Source organism: Streptomyces sp. PA03-3a (genome assembly GCF_033792735.1).
Lineage (GTDB): Bacteria > Actinomycetota > Actinomycetes > Streptomycetales > Streptomycetaceae > Actinacidiphila.
This window is the reverse complement of record NZ_JARAVM010000023.1, coordinates 78120-93651: the sequence shown is the minus strand read 5'-3', so window position 1 is coordinate 93651 and position 15532 is coordinate 78120. Positions and strand designations below refer to the sequence as shown.

Here is a 15532-nt window from a genome sequence, read left to right as displayed (position 1 = left end):
GCGGTACGGGGCGGTCCCCCGGAGGGCCCCGGCCCTCAGTACGCTGCGTGCGGACACCTCCCCACCCCAGGTCCCCGGCCGCCCCGCAGGAGGAACACGTGCCGCCGACGCTCGACCCTCCCGCGGTCCGCGCATGGTGCCGGCTGTCCCTCCAGGCGCTCGGGCGGGCACGCGAGGAGATCGACGCGATCAACGTCTACCCCGTCGCCGACGGGGACACCGGAACGAACCTCTTCCTGACCGTGGAGTCCGCCGCCCAGTCCGTGGACGCGGTCTTCGAGGGCCACGCCGCCTCGGGCGGCACCCCGGACCTCACCTCGTGCCTGCGCTCCATGGCGCACGGCGCGCTCATCGGCGCGCGGGGCAACTCCGGGACGATCCTCGCCCAACTGCTGCGCGGCATGGCCGAGGTCCTCGCCGAGGACGCCGGCGACCTGCGGCCCGCCCTGCGCCGGGCCGCGGAGTCCGCGTACCAGGCGGTGGCGCACCCGGTCGAGGGCACGATGCTGACCGTCGCCACGGCGGCCGCGGAGGCCGCCTCCGCGGTGAACGGCGACGTCCACGAGGTCTCCCGGGCCGCGTACGAGGCGGCGCGCCTCGCGCTGGCGGCGACCCCGCGGCAACTGGCCGTCCTCGGCGACGCCGGGGTCGTCGACGCCGGCGGCCGCGGCCTCGTCGCCGTCCTGGGCGCCCTCGCCGACGCGGTCTCCGGCCAGACCCCCATGGGCCCGCTCGACGACGTCCTGCGGGTGCCGCTGCCCCGGAGCGCGTCCCAGGTCGTGCCCTACGGCTGCGCGACCGGCGAGGACGGCACGGAGGGCGGCGACCCGCACGCGGTGCCCGGCGGGCCGGGCTTCGAGGTGATCTACCTCCTGGAGGCGCCCGACCGCGCCGTACCCGCGCTGCGCACCCGGCTGGACCGGCTCGGCGACTCCCTGGTGGTCGTCGGCGGGGACGGGCTGTGGAACGTCCACGTCCACGTCGACGACGTGGGCGCCGCCATCGAGGCCGGGATCGAGGCCGGACGGCCGTACCGCATCAAGGTCACGCACTTCGGCGACCAGGCGCGGGCGCTGGAGCAGGGCCGCCGCGGGACGACGGGCCCGCACGGGGCGGGTGAGCGGGGCGAACGCGCGCTGCGCGCCGTCGTCGCCGTGGTGCGCGGCGACGGCCTCGCCGGACTCTGCGCGCAGGCCGGCGCCACCGTGGTCGCCGTACGGCCCGGGGAGCCGCCCGCCAGCGGCGACATCGCCGAGGCCATCCGCCGCGCGCACGCCGACGAGGTCGTCCTGCTGCCCAACGAGGTCGAACTGCGGCACGCGGTGGGCGCCGCGGCCGAACAGGCGCGCGCGGAGGGCGTCCGCGTGGCCCTCATCCCCACCCGGTCCGCGGTCCAGGGCATCGCCGCCCTCGCCGTCCACGAGCCGACCCGGCGCTTCGACGAGGACGTCGTCGCCATGACCTCCGCGGCCGGCGCCACCCGCTACGCCGAACTCGCCGTCGCGGAGGCCCGGTCCTGGACCATGGCCGGCGTCTGCCAGGCCGGGGACGTCCTCGGCCTCATCGACGGGGACGTCGCGGTGATCGGCGGCAACCTCGTGGAGACCGGGATCATCGTCCTGGACCGCATGCTCGCGGCGGGCGGGGAGATGGTCACGCTCGTCATCGGGGCCCACGCGCCCGCGGATCTGGCGGACCGGCTCGAAGCGCACGTCCGCGACAGCCATCTCGCGGTCGACACGGTCGTCTACGACGGCGGCCAGGAGACGTGCCCGCTCCTGATCGGCGTCGAGTAGCCCCGTCGCCGCCGCGGGGCGACCGGAGGCGGGCGCAACGCACCCGCGCACGAGGACGACCGGTCCCCGCATTGTCGGCTCCGTGCGCAAAGATGGACGCGATGTCTGCTGCCCTTGACGAACCGCTCGCGAAATCCGTCGGCGGCCGCACCGCAAAGGTGTTCGCCGACCACCTCGACCTGCGCACGGTCGGTGACCTGCTGCACCACTACCCGCGCCGCTACGCGGAACGCGGCGAGCTGACCCGCCTGTCCGACCTCCCGCTCGACGAGCACGTCACCGTCGTCGCCCGCGTCGCCAAGGCGACGAAGAAGACGTACGGCCCGGGCAAGGCGCGCCTGGAGGTGGTCGTCACGGACGGTAGCGGCTCGCTGACCCTGGTCTTCTTCGGCCGGGGGGTGTTCAAGCCCGAGCACGACCTCCTCCCGGGTCGGCGCGGCATGTTCGCCGGCAAGGTCTCCGTGTTCAACCGTGCCCTGCAACTGGCGCATCCCGAGTACCAGTTGCTGGACGCCGAGGACGGCAAGGAGGCCGTGGACGCCTTCGCGGGCCGGCTGATCCCGATCTATCCGGCGTGCAAGCAGGTCAACTCCTGGACGATCGCCAAGACCGTGGACACGGTGCTGACCTCCCTGGGGGCCACGCAGTGGTCCGGCACGGGAGAGCCGCTGCCCGCCGCGCTGCGGGAGTCGCGCGGGCTCGCGCCGCTGCCGGAGGCGCTGGAGAAGATCCACCGGCCGCGGTCCAAGGCGGACATCATGATCGCCAAGGAGCGCCTCAAGTGGGACGAGGCGTTCGTGCTGCAGGTGGCCCTCGCGCGGCGCCGTGCCGCGGACGACGCCCTGCCCGCCGTGCCGCGTGCGCCGGCGGAGGACGGCCTGCTGAGGGCCTTCGACGCGCGGCTTCCGTTCACGCTCACCGAGGGCCAGCAGAAGGTGTCGGCGGAGATCTTCGCGGACCTGGCGACGGACCACCCGATGCACCGGCTGCTGCAGGGCGAGGTGGGTTCCGGCAAGACGATGGTGGCGCTGCGCGCCATGCTCGGGGTGGTCGACGCGGGCGGCCAGGCCGCGATGCTGGCGCCCACGGAGGTGCTGGCGCAGCAGCACCACCGGTCGATCACGGAGATGATGGGCGACCTCGCCGAGGGCGGCATGCTCGGCGGCTCGGACCTGGGCACGAAGATCGTGCTGCTGACGGGTTCCATGGGGGCGGCCGCCCGCCGCCAGGCGCTGCTGGACCTGGTGACCGGCGAGGCCGGGATCGTCGTGGGCACGCACGCGCTGATCGAGGACAAGGTGCAGTTCCACGACCTGGGTCTGGTCGTGGTGGACGAGCAGCACCGCTTCGGCGTCGAGCAGCGCGACGCGCTGCGGGGCAAGGCCAAGCAGCCGCCGCACCTGCTGGTGATGACGGCGACGCCGATCCCGCGGACCGTGGCGATGACGGTCTTCGGCGACCTGGAGACCTCCGTGCTGGACCAGTTGCCGGCGGGCCGTTCGCCGATCGCCACGCACGTCGTGCCCGCCAAGGACAAACCGCACTTCCTCTCGCGCGCCTGGGAGCGGGTGCGCGAGGAGGCCGAGAACGGGCACCAGGCGTACGTGGTGTGCCCGCGGATCGGCGACTCGGACGACGAAGCGGACGCGCAGAAGAAGAAGTCCGCGGAGGACGAGGCGGAGCGGCGGCCGCCGCTGGCCGTGCTGGAGACCGCCGAGCAGCTCGTCAAGGGGCCGCTGGCCGGGTTGCGGGTGGAGGTGCTGCACGGGCGGATGCAGCCGGAGGCGAAGGACGACGTGATGCGCCGCTTCGCCGCGGGCGAGGTCGACGTCCTGGTGGCGACCACGGTGATCGAGGTGGGCGTCAACGTGCCGAACGCCACCGCCATGGTGATCCTGGACGCGGACCGCTTCGGCGTCTCGCAGCTGCACCAGTTGCGCGGCCGGGTCGGCCGCGGCTCGGCGGCGGGTCTGTGCCTGCTGGTGTCCGAGATGCCGGAGGCGACCTCGGCCCGCGCCCGGCTGGACGCCGTGGCCGGGACACTGGACGGCTTCGAGCTGTCCCGCATCGACCTGGAACAGCGGCGCGAGGGCGACGTGCTGGGGCAGGCCCAGTCCGGGACGCGCTCGTCGCTGCGCATGCTGACGGTGATCGACGACGAGGACGTGATCGCGGCCGCCCGCGAGGAGGCCACCTCGCTGGTCGCCGCGGACCCCGAACTGGCGGGCCAGCCGGACCTGCGCAGCGCGCTGGAGAGCCTGGTGGACGCGGACCGGGAGCAGTATCTCGACAAGGGCTGACGGACCGTCATTGTCAGTGCCCCCTGGGAGAATGGACACAGTCCGCGCCGATCCGCTCGGGAATCGGCGTAGTTGGACCTTTGGGGGCTGATTTCATGTCGTTCCGTCATCTCAACGAACTGCCGCTCGGTGAGAAGGTCTTCCGGATCGAGCTCTCCAGCGACGACGACACCACCGTCACCCTGACCCTGGCCGGCTGGTCCGAGGACGACCCGGACACCCTCCTCGCCTCCGGCACGCTCACGCTGCCGCTGACCGACGTCCCGTCCCTGCGCATCGCCCTCAACCGCGCCCTGCGGGCCCTCGCGCTCGTGGCCGACGTCTCCGAGCCCATCCCCGACCGCGACGTGCTGCGCGAGCTGTTCCCGGGGCACGGCGCCCCCTGGGTGCCGCAGCACGAGGAGGAACTGCTGCGCCGGTTCCACGACGGCGAGTCCATCGCCCGCATAGCCGCGCGCTTCGGCCGCACGCCCGACTCCGTCCGGACGAAGCTGCGTGAGCTCGGTCACGACCCGCGCCGCCCCGAGCACTGCCCGCCCGACGGCTGCCTGTCCTGGTCGCGCTATGCCTCGCCGGCGCTCGTGGGGGGCCTGGCGGGGTCACCCCTGCCGGAGGCCGGGGGCGAGCGGGGCCGGGACTGACCTACGTATCGTGGGGGAGCGGCGCCGCGCAGGCGCCGTTCCCCCGCCCACGAGACGAGTGAGCCGAAGATGACCCGCGTGATCGCCGGAGCCGCCGGTGGCCGCCGCCTGGCCGTGCCGCCGGGTAACGGAACCCGACCCACCTCGGACCGGGCGAAGGAGGGGCTGTTCTCCACCTGGGAGTCGCTGCGCGGCGCCCTGCACGGGGCGCGGGTGATCGACCTGTACGGGGGATCGGGCGCCGTCGGACTGGAGGCGCTGTCGCGCGGCGCGGCGCACGTGCTGCTGGTCGAGTCCGACCCGCGGGCCGCGGGGGTCATCCGGGAGAACGTCCGCGTCCTCAAGATGCCCGGCGCCGAGGTGCGGGCCGGCAAGGCCGAGAAGGTGATCGCGGGAGAGCCCCCGGCGGAGCCGTACGACCTGGTGTTCCTGGACCCGCCGTACGCCGTCACGGACGACGAGCTGCGCGAGATCCTGCTCACACTCCGTACGCGGGGCTGGCTCGACGCGGACGCCGTCGCCACCGTGGAAAGGAGCACCCGAGGCGGGGAATTCCGCTGGCCCGAGGGGTACGAAGGGATCAGGGCCCGTCGGTACGGCGAAGGGACGCTTTGGTACGGTCGCGCCGCCGACGTTACTGACGCGTCATGAACCACCCGCAGAACCCTCAGAGCGAGGAGTCACCGTTGCGCCGCGCAGTCTGTCCCGGGTCCTTCGACCCCGTCACCAATGGACACCTCGACATCATCGCCCGAGCCTCGCGTCTGTACGACGAGGTCTACGTGGCCGTGATGATCAACAAGTCGAAGAAGGGCCTTTTCTCGATCGAGGAGCGCATCGCCCTCATCGAGGAGGTCACCGCCGAGTACGGCAACGTGCGCGTGGAGGCCTTCCACGGCCTGCTGGTGGACTTCTGCAAGCAGCGCGACATCCCCGCGATCGTGAAGGGCCTGCGCGCGGTCAGCGACTTCGACTACGAGCTGCAGATGGCCCAGATGAACAACGGGCTGTCCGGCGTGGAGACCCTGTTCGTCCCCACCAACCCCACCTACAGCTTCCTGTCCTCCAGTCTCGTCAAGGAGGTGGCGCAATGGGGCGGCGACGTCGCCCACTTGCTGCCCCCCGTCGTGCTGGAGGCCCTCAAGAAGAAGCTCGCGCAGCAGTAGAGTCTGGGACGTGGACGTCCAGAAGAAGCTCGACGAGATCGTGGCCGCCGTGGAGGCCGCCCGGTCCATGCCGATGTCGGCCTCCTGCGTGGTCAACCGTGCCGAGCTGCTCGACATGCTCGAAGACGTGCGGTCGGCGCTGCCCGACTCGCTCTCCCAGGCCCAGCAGCTGCTGGGCGGGCGGGAGCAGATGGTCGAGGAGGCCCGGGCCGAGGCCGACCGGATCATCGGGGCCGCGCACGCGGAACGCGGTTCGCTGATCTCCGACACCGAGATCGCCCGCCGCTCACAGCAGGAGGCCGAGCGCATCGTCACGGAGGCGCAGCGCGAGGCCACCGAGATCCGGGCCGAGGCCGACGACTACGTCGACAGCAAGCTCGCCAACTTCGAGGTCGTGCTGACCAAGACCATCGGCTCGGTGGACCGCGGCCGCGAGAAGCTGCTGGGCCACGGCCCGGCCCTCGACGAGAACGGCTACCCGTACGAGGACGACGACGCGCCGGAGCGCAGCGGCGACCCGGAGACGCTGCGCCGCCGCGCCGACGAATACGTGGACGCCAAGCTGGGTGCCTTCGAGGCGGTCCTCAGCAAGACCCTGGAGGCCGTCGGACGGGGGCGCCTGAAGCTGACCGGCCACCGCCCCGTCGACGAGCTCGGCGCCGGCCTGGCCCACGACGCGGACGGCGAGGGCCACGTCCCCGGGCAGTCCGACGCCGAGTACCTCGCGGGCCTGGCCGCCCCCGTGGCCCCCGGCGACTACCAGTACGACCCGAACGCCGTGCAGCAGCCCGACTACGGCTACCAGCAGCCGGACCCGTACCAGCAGCAGGGCCCGCAGTCGGACCCGTACCAGCAGCAGGGCCAGTACGCCGACCCGTACGCCGCGCAGCCGCAGCAGGCCTACTACGACCCGAACTACGGCTGGCAGCAGCCGCAGCAGCCGCAGCAGACCGGCTACGAGCAGCAGCAGCAGTACATGCCGCAGCAGCACCAGCAGGGTCAGGGCGCGGCGCTGGACGAGACGAGCTTCTTCGACACCAGCATGATCGACCTGAACCGGCTGCGGGAGCTGGAGCAGGAGCGCGGTTTGGGCTGAGCCCGGGGGACCGGTATCCTGATCCCTCAGCCGTGTGATCCCCGGCGCTTTGGCGTGCCCGCCGTCGCACCGAAGGGCACGCGCCGAACCGAAGAAAGCAGGAGCCCTGAACACCCGCCTCGACCACCGCAACCCGCTCGTGTTCGACACGCACGAGCTGGGTCGTCGTCCTGGGGCGATGAAGAAGGTCTCCCGCTCGGTGCCGGCCCCCAAGGACATGGGCATCGAGGTCATCGGTGTCCGCGAGGGTGCGGAGATCACGCTGGACCTCCGCCTGGAGTCGGTGATGGAGGGGGTGCTCGTCACGGGCACCGCCCGCGCACCGCTCTCGGGGGAGTGCGTAAGGTGTCTGGAGCCGGTCGAGCGCGAGCTCGAGACGGACTTCCAGGAGTTGTACTCCTACCCCGACGCCGACACCCGGACCGGTGGGCACCATGGTGCCGCCGACGCCGGTGACGACGCCGAGGAGGAGGACACTCTCTTCCTCGAGGGCGACCTGTTCGACCTCGAGCCCGTGCTGCGTGACGCGGTGGTTCTCGAACTGCCGCTGCAGCCGGTGTGCCAGGACGACTGTTCCGGCCTGTGCCCCGATTGCGGGGTACGGCTGGCGGACGACCCGGACCACCACCACGAGGTCACCGACATCCGTTGGGCGGCCCTGCAGGAAATCCAGCTGAGCGGTGCCGAGGACGGCGCCGACGAGAACCAGGAGAAGTAGCCGTGGCTGTTCCCAAGCGGAAGATGTCGCGCAGCAACACGCGCCACCGCCGTTCGCAGTGGAAGGCTGCGCCCGTGAGCCTGGTGGCGTGCGAGCGCTGCCACGAGCCGAAGCAGCAGCACATCGCGTGCCCGAGCTGCGGCACCTACAACCGTCGTCAGGTCCTCGAGGTCTGATCGGCGGGTGAGGGGCTCCATGTCGTCAGACGGCGCAACGTCGACGGACGCCGGTAAGGCAGCCTCGTCCCCCGCGGTTCTGGAAGGGCGGCTCGGGTACACACTCGAACCCGCCCTTCTGGTGCGTGCGCTGACCCACCGCTCGTACGCGTACGAGAACGGTGGTCTGCCCACCAACGAGCGCCTGGAGTTCCTCGGGGACTCCGTGCTCGGCCTGGTGGTCACGGACACGCTCTACCGCACCCACCCGGACCTTCCGGAGGGCACGCTCGCCAAGCTGCGGGCCGCGGTGGTCAACTCGCGCGCCCTGGCCGGTGTCGGCCGCGGCCTCGACCTGGGCAGCTTCATCCGCCTCGGCCGGGGCGAAGAGGGCACGGGCGGCCGGGACAAGGCGTCGATCCTCGCGGACACCCTCGAGGCGGTGATCGGCGCGGTCTACCTGGACCAGGGCCTGGACGCCGCGTCGGAGCTGGTGCACCGGCTCTTCGATCCGCTGATCGAGAGGTCGTCCAACCTCGGTGCGGGACTGGACTGGAAGACCAGCCTCCAGGAACTCACCGCGGGCGAGGGCCTCGGTGTCCCGGAGTACGTGGTCTCCGAGACCGGACCCGACCACGAGAAGACCTTCACGGCTGCCGCCCGCGTCGGTGGTGTCGAGTACGGCACCGGCACCGGCCGCAGCAAGAAGGAAGCAGAGCAGCAGGCCGCCGAGTCGGCTTGGCGCGACATCCGCGCCACGCGCGACGCGAACGGCACTGTCGCTGGCTGAACCCGTCAGGCCCGTCCGGCCGGCCCCCGAGGCCGCCCGGGCGGGCCTTGCGGTTCCCCGGGCGGGGAACCGCCGTCCGAGAGGAGCGCACCGAGTGCCCGAGCTGCCCGAGGTCGAAGTCGTACGCCGCGGCCTGGACCGCTGGGTGAGCGGGCGCACGGTCGCCCGGGCCGAGGTGCTGCACCCCCGTTCCGTGCGTCGCCACCTCGCCGGCGGCGCGGACTTCGCCGCCCGGCTGGAGGCGCAGACCTTCGGCCCCGCCCTGCGCCGCGGCAAGTACCTGTGGCTGCCGCTCCAGGACTCCCCGCTGGCCCTCCTCGGCCACCTCGGCATGAGCGGCCAGCTGCTCGTCCAGCCGGAGGACGCGCCCGCCGAGACCCACCTGCGGATCCGGATCCGCTTCGAGGACGATCTCGGGACGGAGCTGCGCTTCGTCGACCAGCGCACCTTCGGCGGCCTGTCGCTGCACGAGTGCGTACCCGGCGACCCCGAGCGGCTGCCGGTCCCCCTCTCGCACATCGCCCGCGACCCCCTCGACCCCCGCTTCGACGACGCGGCCTTCCACACCGCGCTGCGCCGCCGCCGCACCACGATCAAGCGGGCACTGCTGGACCAGTCCCTGATCAGCGGGGTCGGCAACATCTACGCCGATGAGGCGCTGTGGCGCACCAGGCTGCACTACGAGCGGCCGACCGCCACCCTGACCCGGCCGGTCACCACCGAGCTGCTCACCCACATCCGCGAGGTCATGACCGACGCCCTCGCCGCCGGCGGCACGAGCTTCGACAGCCTGTACGTCAACGTCAACGGCGAGTCCGGCTACTTCGACCGCTCCCTGGACGCCTACGGCCGCGAGGACGAGCCCTGCCGCCGCTGCGGCACGCCGATCCGCCGCCGCCCCTGGATGAACCGCTCGAGCTACTTCTGCCCGCGCTGTCAGCGACCGCCGCGCGGCCCGGCCGGCACGACCGTTCTCGCCGTCCGCTCGTCGTAACGGCGCGCGGCCGCCGTCGCACGGGGACGACGCAGCCGCCGCCGTGAACCTCCGGCGCGGGCGGGGCCGTGCGGCGCACAATGGGCGGATGCCTCTCGACGGCCCACCCTCCCCGCCCGCCGCCACGTATCCCGAGACCGCTGAGCCGCAGCCGGAGATCCCCCTGATCGGCGGTGACGTGACCGAGGGCGTCGTCCGCGTCGGCGACACGGTCCGCCGCCCGACCGGCCCGCACAGCCCTCTGGTGCACGCCCTGCTACGGCACCTGGAGGACGTCGGATTCCCCGGCGCCCCGCGCCTCCTCGGCATCGACGCGGCCGGGCGCGAGGTGCTGACCTACGTCACGGGCGAGGTCGCCGGACGTCCGCGTCCGGCCTGGATCGCCGACGAGGACCGCCTCGTCTCGGTCGGCCGTCTGGTCCGCGCCTACGACGAAGCGGCCGCCGGCTTCACCCCGCCCGACGGCGTCGGGCCCCCCTCCGGCCCGGTTTCGCACCCGGACATGCCTCCCGCGCCCACCCATCCCGCCGAGGTGGTCGGGCACATGGACTTCACGCCCGACAACATCGTCTTCCGGGACGGCCGGGCCGCCGCGCTCATCGACTTCGACCTGGCCAGGCCCGTCCCCAGGGTCGAGGAGATCCACAACGCGATGCTCTACTGGGCCCCCATCGGCGACCCCGCCGACGCCGACCCCCACCTGCGCGACGTCCACGTCCCCCGCCGCTGCCGCCTGCTCGCCGACGTGTACGGCATGTCCGGCACCGATCGCGGCCGCCTGCTGGAGGTCGCCGTGCTGCGGACCCGCCGCGCGTGGTTCTCCATGAAGCGCATGGCCGAGACCGAGGGCGGCGGCTGGGCCCGCATGTGGCAGGAGGGCGTCGGCGACCAGATCAAACGCCGCGAGGCCTGGCTGGAGCGCCACGGCTCCTCGATCGAGGCGGCACTCACCGCGCCGTAGCGCCGGGGGAGCGCCGCGAGCGGCCGGACAGGGCCGCGTACACGTCGAGTGCCGCCCCGGCCGCCCACCTGAGGAAGCGCACCGAGCCCCTCACCAACGACACCGCCGCTTCGTCCACCGCGCACCCCCACCCAGCCGGAATCCGTGGCCGGCAGTTGCGGCCCCACCCACCTCTACGTCCGCGGAGCCGCCCCCGTTCAACGCGGCGCCGACGGCCGGTGACTGCCTCAGTGGCCGAAGAAGTGATCCGGGGGTCTGCTGACCTGGGGCCGCCTAGGCGATCAACGCTGTGACCTGCGATCGAGTGGTCAACGGTTGTCAGCGTTGGTCGTCGTTGCGCGCCCGGACGGCCCAGAGACGGCCCGGCCGCGCGCCAGTGCCGTCTCGGGTCCGTGCAGTCTTGAACCTGTGGCCGCTTCCTTATCAGGTCGATCAACGGGCACCCGGCACCTGGTTGATCCGCACCCGTGGTGTGCCTACGTGCCGCCTGAGCCCGGCGGGATTCGCCGACGATCGGCCGTGTTGGTGTCAGCGATGGATGTCATCGTGAGCAGCGGCCTTGACACGCTCTTGTTAGCCGCGTCCTCGCCGTGCCCACTGTCGCAGCCTGCTGATGGCGCGTTCTTTGGGGAGGCGAGTTGCCGGAAATTCACCGGGGCTCGTCATGAACGCCGTCAGAGGGGTCCATCGCTTGCGTCCGTTGCGAGCTGCCCACCTCACCGCGGGGAAGTCGGTGATTTCCGAGATGCGATCCCGGTCGATTACCCGCGTGCGCAGGTAGCCGCGGACCATCATCCGTGAGTGTTCGTACGTCACGCCGAGTCGATATCCTCGCACTGCAAGTACAGCGAACCCGATCACGGCCAAACTGCCGACGAGCCGCAGCACTCCGCGGTCGGCTTGCGCTGTGTACGCGATGCTGACAACCGCCGGAACGACTCCGAGGATGCTGTTTCCCAGGCGGTTAAGGGTCGACGGTGATAGGTCCATGACGTTCCTCGGGTGGTCGCATCTACCGGCGCAGCCTACAGTCGGTGGTTCGCCCGGCGTCATGAGCACCAGTTTGGAAGACTGAGGCTGTGGGCTCGGACTGAGCTGGACCGACGCTGATGTGGATGGACCGGTGCGGCAGCCCGAGGTTCTCCGTGAGTCACTGCAAGTCCCTGCCCCATCTGGCACGTGCGTGGCACGACCAGAGGGAAGCGACCCGCACGGAAGGGTCTGGGCCCAGGTCTACGATGCCGACTGGTCGGAGCGATTCCAGGGAGAGTCCAGTGAAGGTCCCCACGGCCTTGATCGGTAGTCAGGTAGACCGCACCTCATTCGACGGGAGCGTGGGCGCGGCCGGACGCCGGAGCCGCGCGCCCGGCGGAGCGTGAGCGACGCCGGGTGTCTTGATGAGGTAGGGAAACCTGTAACTGATCCGGCTATGCCGGTCTACTCCAAGTCGTAGTCGGCGGCCAGCTCGCGGTCAGCGCCCATGAAGCCGCGGGCGTACTCCATCACCTGTCCGTGCTGGTCCCAGTAGTGGTTGGCAATGGTCGGCGCGAAGCGTCCCGGCTTCGACTTCGAGGAGCTGCGCGACGTCCTCGGGCACGGGCCTGACCGACACCACGTCCGGGCGCTTGATCGCCCTGCGCCCGGTGCGGTCCTCGATCAGGCCGAAGGTCATCTTCGGGAGGGGTCCGGTCGAGATCAGCTCGGCGGCTGCCTCCGCCATTTCGCCGGGCACCCAGGACGTAGAGAGTGCGATCACTCCGTCGTCGTCCAGGTACTTGCGGCGCCGCTGGACGACGGGCGTGCCCTCGTCCACCTCCAGCGCGTCGGCTACCCCACGACGGCGGCCACACCCAGCCAGACCACCGACCCGGCGACGCGCGCCTCAGTCGAGATGAGACGTCGCCTCCACGCAGTGCCATACCTGGGCTCGCGTCCGCTGGCCTCGTTCCAGCCCTCGCAAATCAGGCTGTGGGTGCGCGCTCTGGAAAACACGGGCCTTGCGGCGGCATACCGGCGTGGGACCTTCGCTCACGTATCAACCGTCCTTTCTGCCGCCGTGGAGGATCGGATCATCCGCGAGAACCCGTGCCGGTCTCGTTCTGTCAAAGCTCCCCGCCTTGATCCGCAGAAGGTCAAGCCATGGGACAACCGGGTGGAGGCAGTCCGGGGCGAGCTGCCCGACCGTTACCACGCGATGATCGAACCGGCTGCTGGATGCGGTCTGCGGCAAGGTGCGGTCTTCGGCCTGGCTGTGGAAGAGGTCGACTTCCGCAGCGGTGTCGTCCGTGTGATCCGACAGGTGAAGCTCTTACGCGGGCAGCGTGTCTTCGCCCCGCCCAAGGGCGGCAAGATCCGGGATGTGCCCCTGCCGGGGTCGGTCGCCTTCGCGCTGGCCGACCACATGAGGCGCCATCCGCCGGTCGAGATCACGCTGCCGTGGAAGACCCCTGAAGGATCTCCCGTGACGGCCACGCTGATCTTCACCAGTGCAGGGGGATAGGCCCTCGATCGGAACCGCTTCAACCATTGGGTCTGGCGCCCCGCCCTACGCGCGGCCGGCGTGCCCTCGGGGAGGGAGAACGGCATGCACGCGCTGCGCCACTTCTACGCCTCCGTGCTCCTGGACGCGGGGGAGAACATCAAGGCCCTGAGCGAGTACCTCGGCCATCACGACCCCGGCTTCACGCTCCGGACGTACACGCACCTGATGCCCGCGAGCGACACACGCACGAGGGCCGCCGTCGATCGCGTATTCGGCTACAAGCCTGCGACCGACGACGGCCCGGAGACGGCCCGAGCCGTCTGACAGCTATCTGACCTGCGGCTTTCTCAGTAGCCGAAGTCCTGCGTCCACCAGGGGCCGCCCTCGCCGAGGACCGCTCCGACGCCGATCTTCTTGAAGTCGCAGTTGAGGATGTTGGCGCGGTGCCCCTCGCTGTTCATCCAGGCGTCCATGACCTCCTCGGGCGTGGCCTGGCCGCGGGCGATGTTCTCGCCGCCGAGGTTCTTGATGCCCGCCTGGGCGGCGCGGTCCCAGGGGTCGTCGCCGTCGGGGTCGGAGTGGTCGAAGAAGCCCCGGGCGGCCATGTCGGCGCTGAAGTCGGAGGCGAGCTCGGAGAGCTTCTTGTCGGCGTGCAGCGGCTGGCAGCCGGCGGTGGCCCGGACGGTGTTCACCAGGGCCAGGACGGAGGTCTCGACGACGCTCTGGTCGCCGTCCTGCACCTCCTCGCCGCCGCCCGGCACGAGGGTGGCCGCGGGCGGGGACGGGACGTCGGTGGGCGTGGCGGACGCCGAGGGCTGCGGCGCGGCGGGAGTTGCCGCGTTCCGCTCCGGGGCCGAGGCCGGGGCGGAGGGGGTCGGCGTCGCCGCGGTCGCGGGCGCCGACGGGGCCGCGGGCGGCGCGGTGGTACGGGCGTCGCCGCGGCTGGCGGGGGCCGAGGTGTCGCGGTCGGCGGGTACGGCGCCGACGTCCTGCGGGCTCGCGGTGTTCGGCAGCCCGGCGGCCTGGACCTGACCGGGAGCGTCGTCGTGGTACGCGAACCCCCCGGAACCGTCCGGCGAGGGCAGCAGCCCGCTGGAGACGCCGATCGCGCCGACCGCCAGCGCGGCGGACGAGGCCAGCAGCCCGGTGCGCACCGGGTTCTGCTTGCGCCGCCGGGCCCTGTTGGTCTGCCCGCGGTGGCGCGGCGCCTCCGAGAACGGCGCCGGCTCGGAGGCTGTACGGCTGTGGCGGCCCATCCGATGCAGTCCTTTATGTCGGCGGTGTTCACCCGAACGGGTGAGTCCTGTTGCGGCGCGACTGTACCGAAAGACAGGCGGGGCCGGTGTGAACCCTGTGCAACTGGGGGGTTAGCGTGCTTCCATGAACGACGCTGTCCGACTGACGGCCTGGGTGCGAGGTCGAGTACACCAAGTGGGTTTCCGCTGGTGGACGCGGGCGAACGCACTGGAGATCGGTGGGCTCGACGGCTATGTGAGCAATCTCTCGGACGGGCGCGTGCAGATCGTGGCCGAAGGGGACCGGTCGCACTGCGACCGGCTGCTCGACTGGCTGCGGACCGGCGACACGCCCGGACGCGTCGACGGCGTCACCGAGATCTGGGGCGAGCCGCGCGGTGGCTATGAGGGCTTCGCGATCCGCTGAGCCACCGTCCGGCGCACCGCGCCGTCCTCGCAGGTGAGGGGCGAGGTCACAGATCGCCGGCAATCTCACCTGGCAAGAGCGCCAAGGAGGTTGCCATTTCGCGCACCGCGTGGAAGGCTGCCGACATCGAGGACGCGGTGATCTTCGGGGAGTGATTGACGGCCCCGTCCTCCAGCCACGCGGGACGCCCGCGGCGCCTCTCTCGCGCCGTGTTTTCTTAGGCGTACCCGACGAGCGGGCTGTGATCGTGTTGACCGTCCAACCATTTGGTGAGACGCTGGAAGCCCCGCGCACCGCAGCTGTAGGCATGGCAAAGGGCAGCTTCGGCGCACACGGCGCGGGTGCCTATAACCCCTCACAAACGACCCACACCGCTCCCCGGTCGGTCACTCAGCGTGGAGGACCATCCATCATGGCAAAGGCGCTTCTCGGTTACGTCGGCGGCCCCGACCCTCGACTCCTCGCCGAGATGCGAAGGCTGCAGCAGCGCGTCCAGGACCTGGAAACCGAACTCGTACGGATCCAGGCCGAGAACGACACGCTGGCCGCCGCCTCGCGCGAGCTCGTCGACGTACCTCACGCGGAGCCGGTTCTCGCCTGATCCGGCCTTTCGGCCGATCAAGTGGAAACGACTCCGTTTGGGAATGTGCAAGGGACGCCCCGGCGTCCCTTCGTCGTTTTCCGCCCCGTTGCCCTCCCATGATCTCCGCCCTTGCATTGCATGTGCCCCCCGCATTCCTCGGTGAAACCGAGAGCGGGAGGTAGAGTCCA

General features: G+C 71.6%; 16 protein-coding genes and 1 pseudogene. 15 read left to right on the top strand and 2 right to left on the bottom strand.

The annotated features are described in order from the left end of the window. The first annotated feature begins 98 nt into the window (after positions 1–98). From PV342_RS26145 to PV342_RS26095, 11 genes are all read left to right on the top strand, one after another. The gene (locus tag PV342_RS26145; protein WP_500318801.1) at positions 99–1796 is read left to right on the top strand and encodes a DAK2 domain-containing protein; all 1698 of its coding nucleotides are present in this window, start codon (positions 99–101) and stop codon (positions 1794–1796) included. A gap of 101 nt (positions 1797–1897) precedes the next feature. Continuing rightward, entirely contained in the window at positions 1898–4096 is a 2199-nt protein-coding gene (recG, locus tag PV342_RS26140; RefSeq protein WP_037732671.1) for an ATP-dependent DNA helicase RecG, read from the top strand. A gap of 95 nt (positions 4097–4191) precedes the next feature. Then, positions 4192–4737, top strand: a complete 546-nt coding sequence (locus tag PV342_RS26135; RefSeq protein WP_500318799.1) for a hypothetical protein — start codon at positions 4192–4194, stop codon at positions 4735–4737. A 69-nt stretch (positions 4738–4806) separates the two neighbouring features. Next, positions 4807–5388: a 16S rRNA (guanine(966)-N(2))-methyltransferase RsmD gene (gene rsmD / locus PV342_RS26130; protein ID WP_361011208.1), complete on the top strand. Its 582-nt coding sequence runs from the start codon at positions 4807–4809 to the stop codon at positions 5386–5388. A gap of 35 nt (positions 5389–5423) precedes the next feature. Continuing rightward, on the top strand, positions 5424–5903 hold the full coding sequence (gene coaD, locus PV342_RS26125; RefSeq protein ID WP_018562090.1) for a pantetheine-phosphate adenylyltransferase: 480 nt from the start codon (positions 5424–5426) through the stop codon (positions 5901–5903). Positions 5904–5913: 10 nt separating this feature from the next. Then, complete coding sequence (locus PV342_RS26120) at positions 5914–6999, top strand: F0F1 ATP synthase subunit B (RefSeq protein ID WP_400802361.1); 1086 nt, start codon at positions 5914–5916, stop codon at positions 6997–6999. A gap of 178 nt (positions 7000–7177) precedes the next feature. Next, on the top strand, positions 7178–7717 hold the full coding sequence (locus PV342_RS26115; protein ID WP_361011203.1) for a YceD family protein: 540 nt from the start codon (positions 7178–7180) through the stop codon (positions 7715–7717). 2 nt (positions 7718–7719) lie between these two features. Further along, complete coding sequence (gene rpmF / locus PV342_RS26110) at positions 7720–7893, top strand: 50S ribosomal protein L32 (protein WP_026251550.1); 174 nt, start codon at positions 7720–7722, stop codon at positions 7891–7893. A gap of 19 nt (positions 7894–7912) precedes the next feature. After that, positions 7913–8662, top strand: coding sequence for a ribonuclease III (gene rnc / locus PV342_RS26105; RefSeq protein ID WP_051102195.1), 750 nt, complete (start codon positions 7913–7915; stop codon positions 8660–8662). 94 nt (positions 8663–8756) lie between these two features. Continuing rightward, on the top strand, positions 8757–9656 hold the full coding sequence (gene mutM / locus PV342_RS26100; RefSeq protein WP_396347420.1) for a bifunctional DNA-formamidopyrimidine glycosylase/DNA-(apurinic or apyrimidinic site) lyase: 900 nt from the start codon (positions 8757–8759) through the stop codon (positions 9654–9656). An 88-nt stretch (positions 9657–9744) separates the two neighbouring features. Continuing rightward, complete coding sequence (locus tag PV342_RS26095) at positions 9745–10617, top strand: aminoglycoside phosphotransferase family protein (protein ID WP_500318798.1); 873 nt, start codon at positions 9745–9747, stop codon at positions 10615–10617. Between the two features lie 1471 nt (positions 10618–12088). On the opposite strand, the gene PV342_RS26090 is transcribed toward PV342_RS26095, so the two are convergent. Further along, positions 12089–12430, bottom strand: coding sequence for a UTRA domain-containing protein (locus PV342_RS26090; protein ID WP_500318797.1), 342 nt, complete (start codon positions 12428–12430; stop codon positions 12089–12091). A gap of 243 nt (positions 12431–12673) precedes the next feature. On the opposite strand from PV342_RS26090, the gene PV342_RS26085 reads away from it, so the two are divergent. Both PV342_RS26085 and PV342_RS26080 read left to right on the top strand, forming a co-directional pair. After that, the gene (locus tag PV342_RS26085) at positions 12674–13117 is read left to right on the top strand and encodes a site-specific integrase (protein ID WP_500318796.1); all 444 of its coding nucleotides are present in this window, start codon (positions 12674–12676) and stop codon (positions 13115–13117) included. 9 nt (positions 13118–13126) lie between these two features. After that, positions 13127–13423 (top strand): annotated as a pseudogene (locus PV342_RS26080) (tyrosine-type recombinase/integrase); the annotation flags it as partial. Positions 13424–13446: 23 nt separating this feature from the next. Here PV342_RS26080 and PV342_RS26075 read toward each other — a convergent pair. Beyond that, on the bottom strand, positions 13447–14355 hold the full coding sequence (locus PV342_RS26075) for a CAP domain-containing protein (RefSeq protein ID WP_500318795.1): 909 nt from the start codon (positions 14353–14355) through the stop codon (positions 13447–13449). Between the two features lie 124 nt (positions 14356–14479). On the opposite strand from PV342_RS26075, the gene PV342_RS26070 reads away from it, so the two are divergent. Both PV342_RS26070 and PV342_RS26065 read left to right on the top strand, forming a co-directional pair. Next, positions 14480–14761, top strand: a complete 282-nt coding sequence (locus PV342_RS26070) for an acylphosphatase (protein ID WP_026251710.1) — start codon at positions 14480–14482, stop codon at positions 14759–14761. A gap of 412 nt (positions 14762–15173) precedes the next feature. After that, on the top strand, positions 15174–15362 hold the full coding sequence (locus PV342_RS26065) for a hypothetical protein (protein ID WP_018562974.1): 189 nt from the start codon (positions 15174–15176) through the stop codon (positions 15360–15362). The last annotated feature ends 170 nt before the right edge of the window (positions 15363–15532 follow it).

Excerpts from the sequence above, each read along its gene's own strand:
- recG (WP_037732671.1), top strand. The coding sequence starts at position 1,898 with ATGTCTGCTGCCCTTGACGAACCGCTCGCGAAATCCGTCGGCGGCCGC.
- rsmD (WP_361011208.1), top strand. The coding sequence starts at position 4,807 with ATGACCCGCGTGATCGCCGGAGCCGCCGGTGGCCGCCGCCTGGCCGTG.
- PV342_RS26115 (WP_361011203.1), top strand. The coding sequence starts at position 7,178 with ATGAAGAAGGTCTCCCGCTCGGTGCCGGCCCCCAAGGACATGGGCATC.
- PV342_RS26095 (WP_500318798.1), top strand. The coding sequence starts at position 9,745 with ATGCCTCTCGACGGCCCACCCTCCCCGCCCGCCGCCACGTATCCCGAG.
- PV342_RS26135 (WP_500318799.1), top strand. The coding sequence starts at position 4,192 with ATGTCGTTCCGTCATCTCAACGAACTGCCGCTCGGTGAGAAGGTCTTC.
- PV342_RS26070 (WP_026251710.1), top strand. The coding sequence starts at position 14,480 with ATGAACGACGCTGTCCGACTGACGGCCTGGGTGCGAGGTCGAGTACAC.
- PV342_RS26065 (WP_018562974.1), top strand. The coding sequence starts at position 15,174 with ATGGCAAAGGCGCTTCTCGGTTACGTCGGCGGCCCCGACCCTCGACTC.
- rnc (WP_051102195.1), top strand. The coding sequence starts at position 7,913 with ATGTCGTCAGACGGCGCAACGTCGACGGACGCCGGTAAGGCAGCCTCG.
- PV342_RS26075 (WP_500318795.1), bottom strand. The coding sequence starts at position 14,355 with ATGGGCCGCCACAGCCGTACAGCCTCCGAGCCGGCGCCGTTCTCGGAG.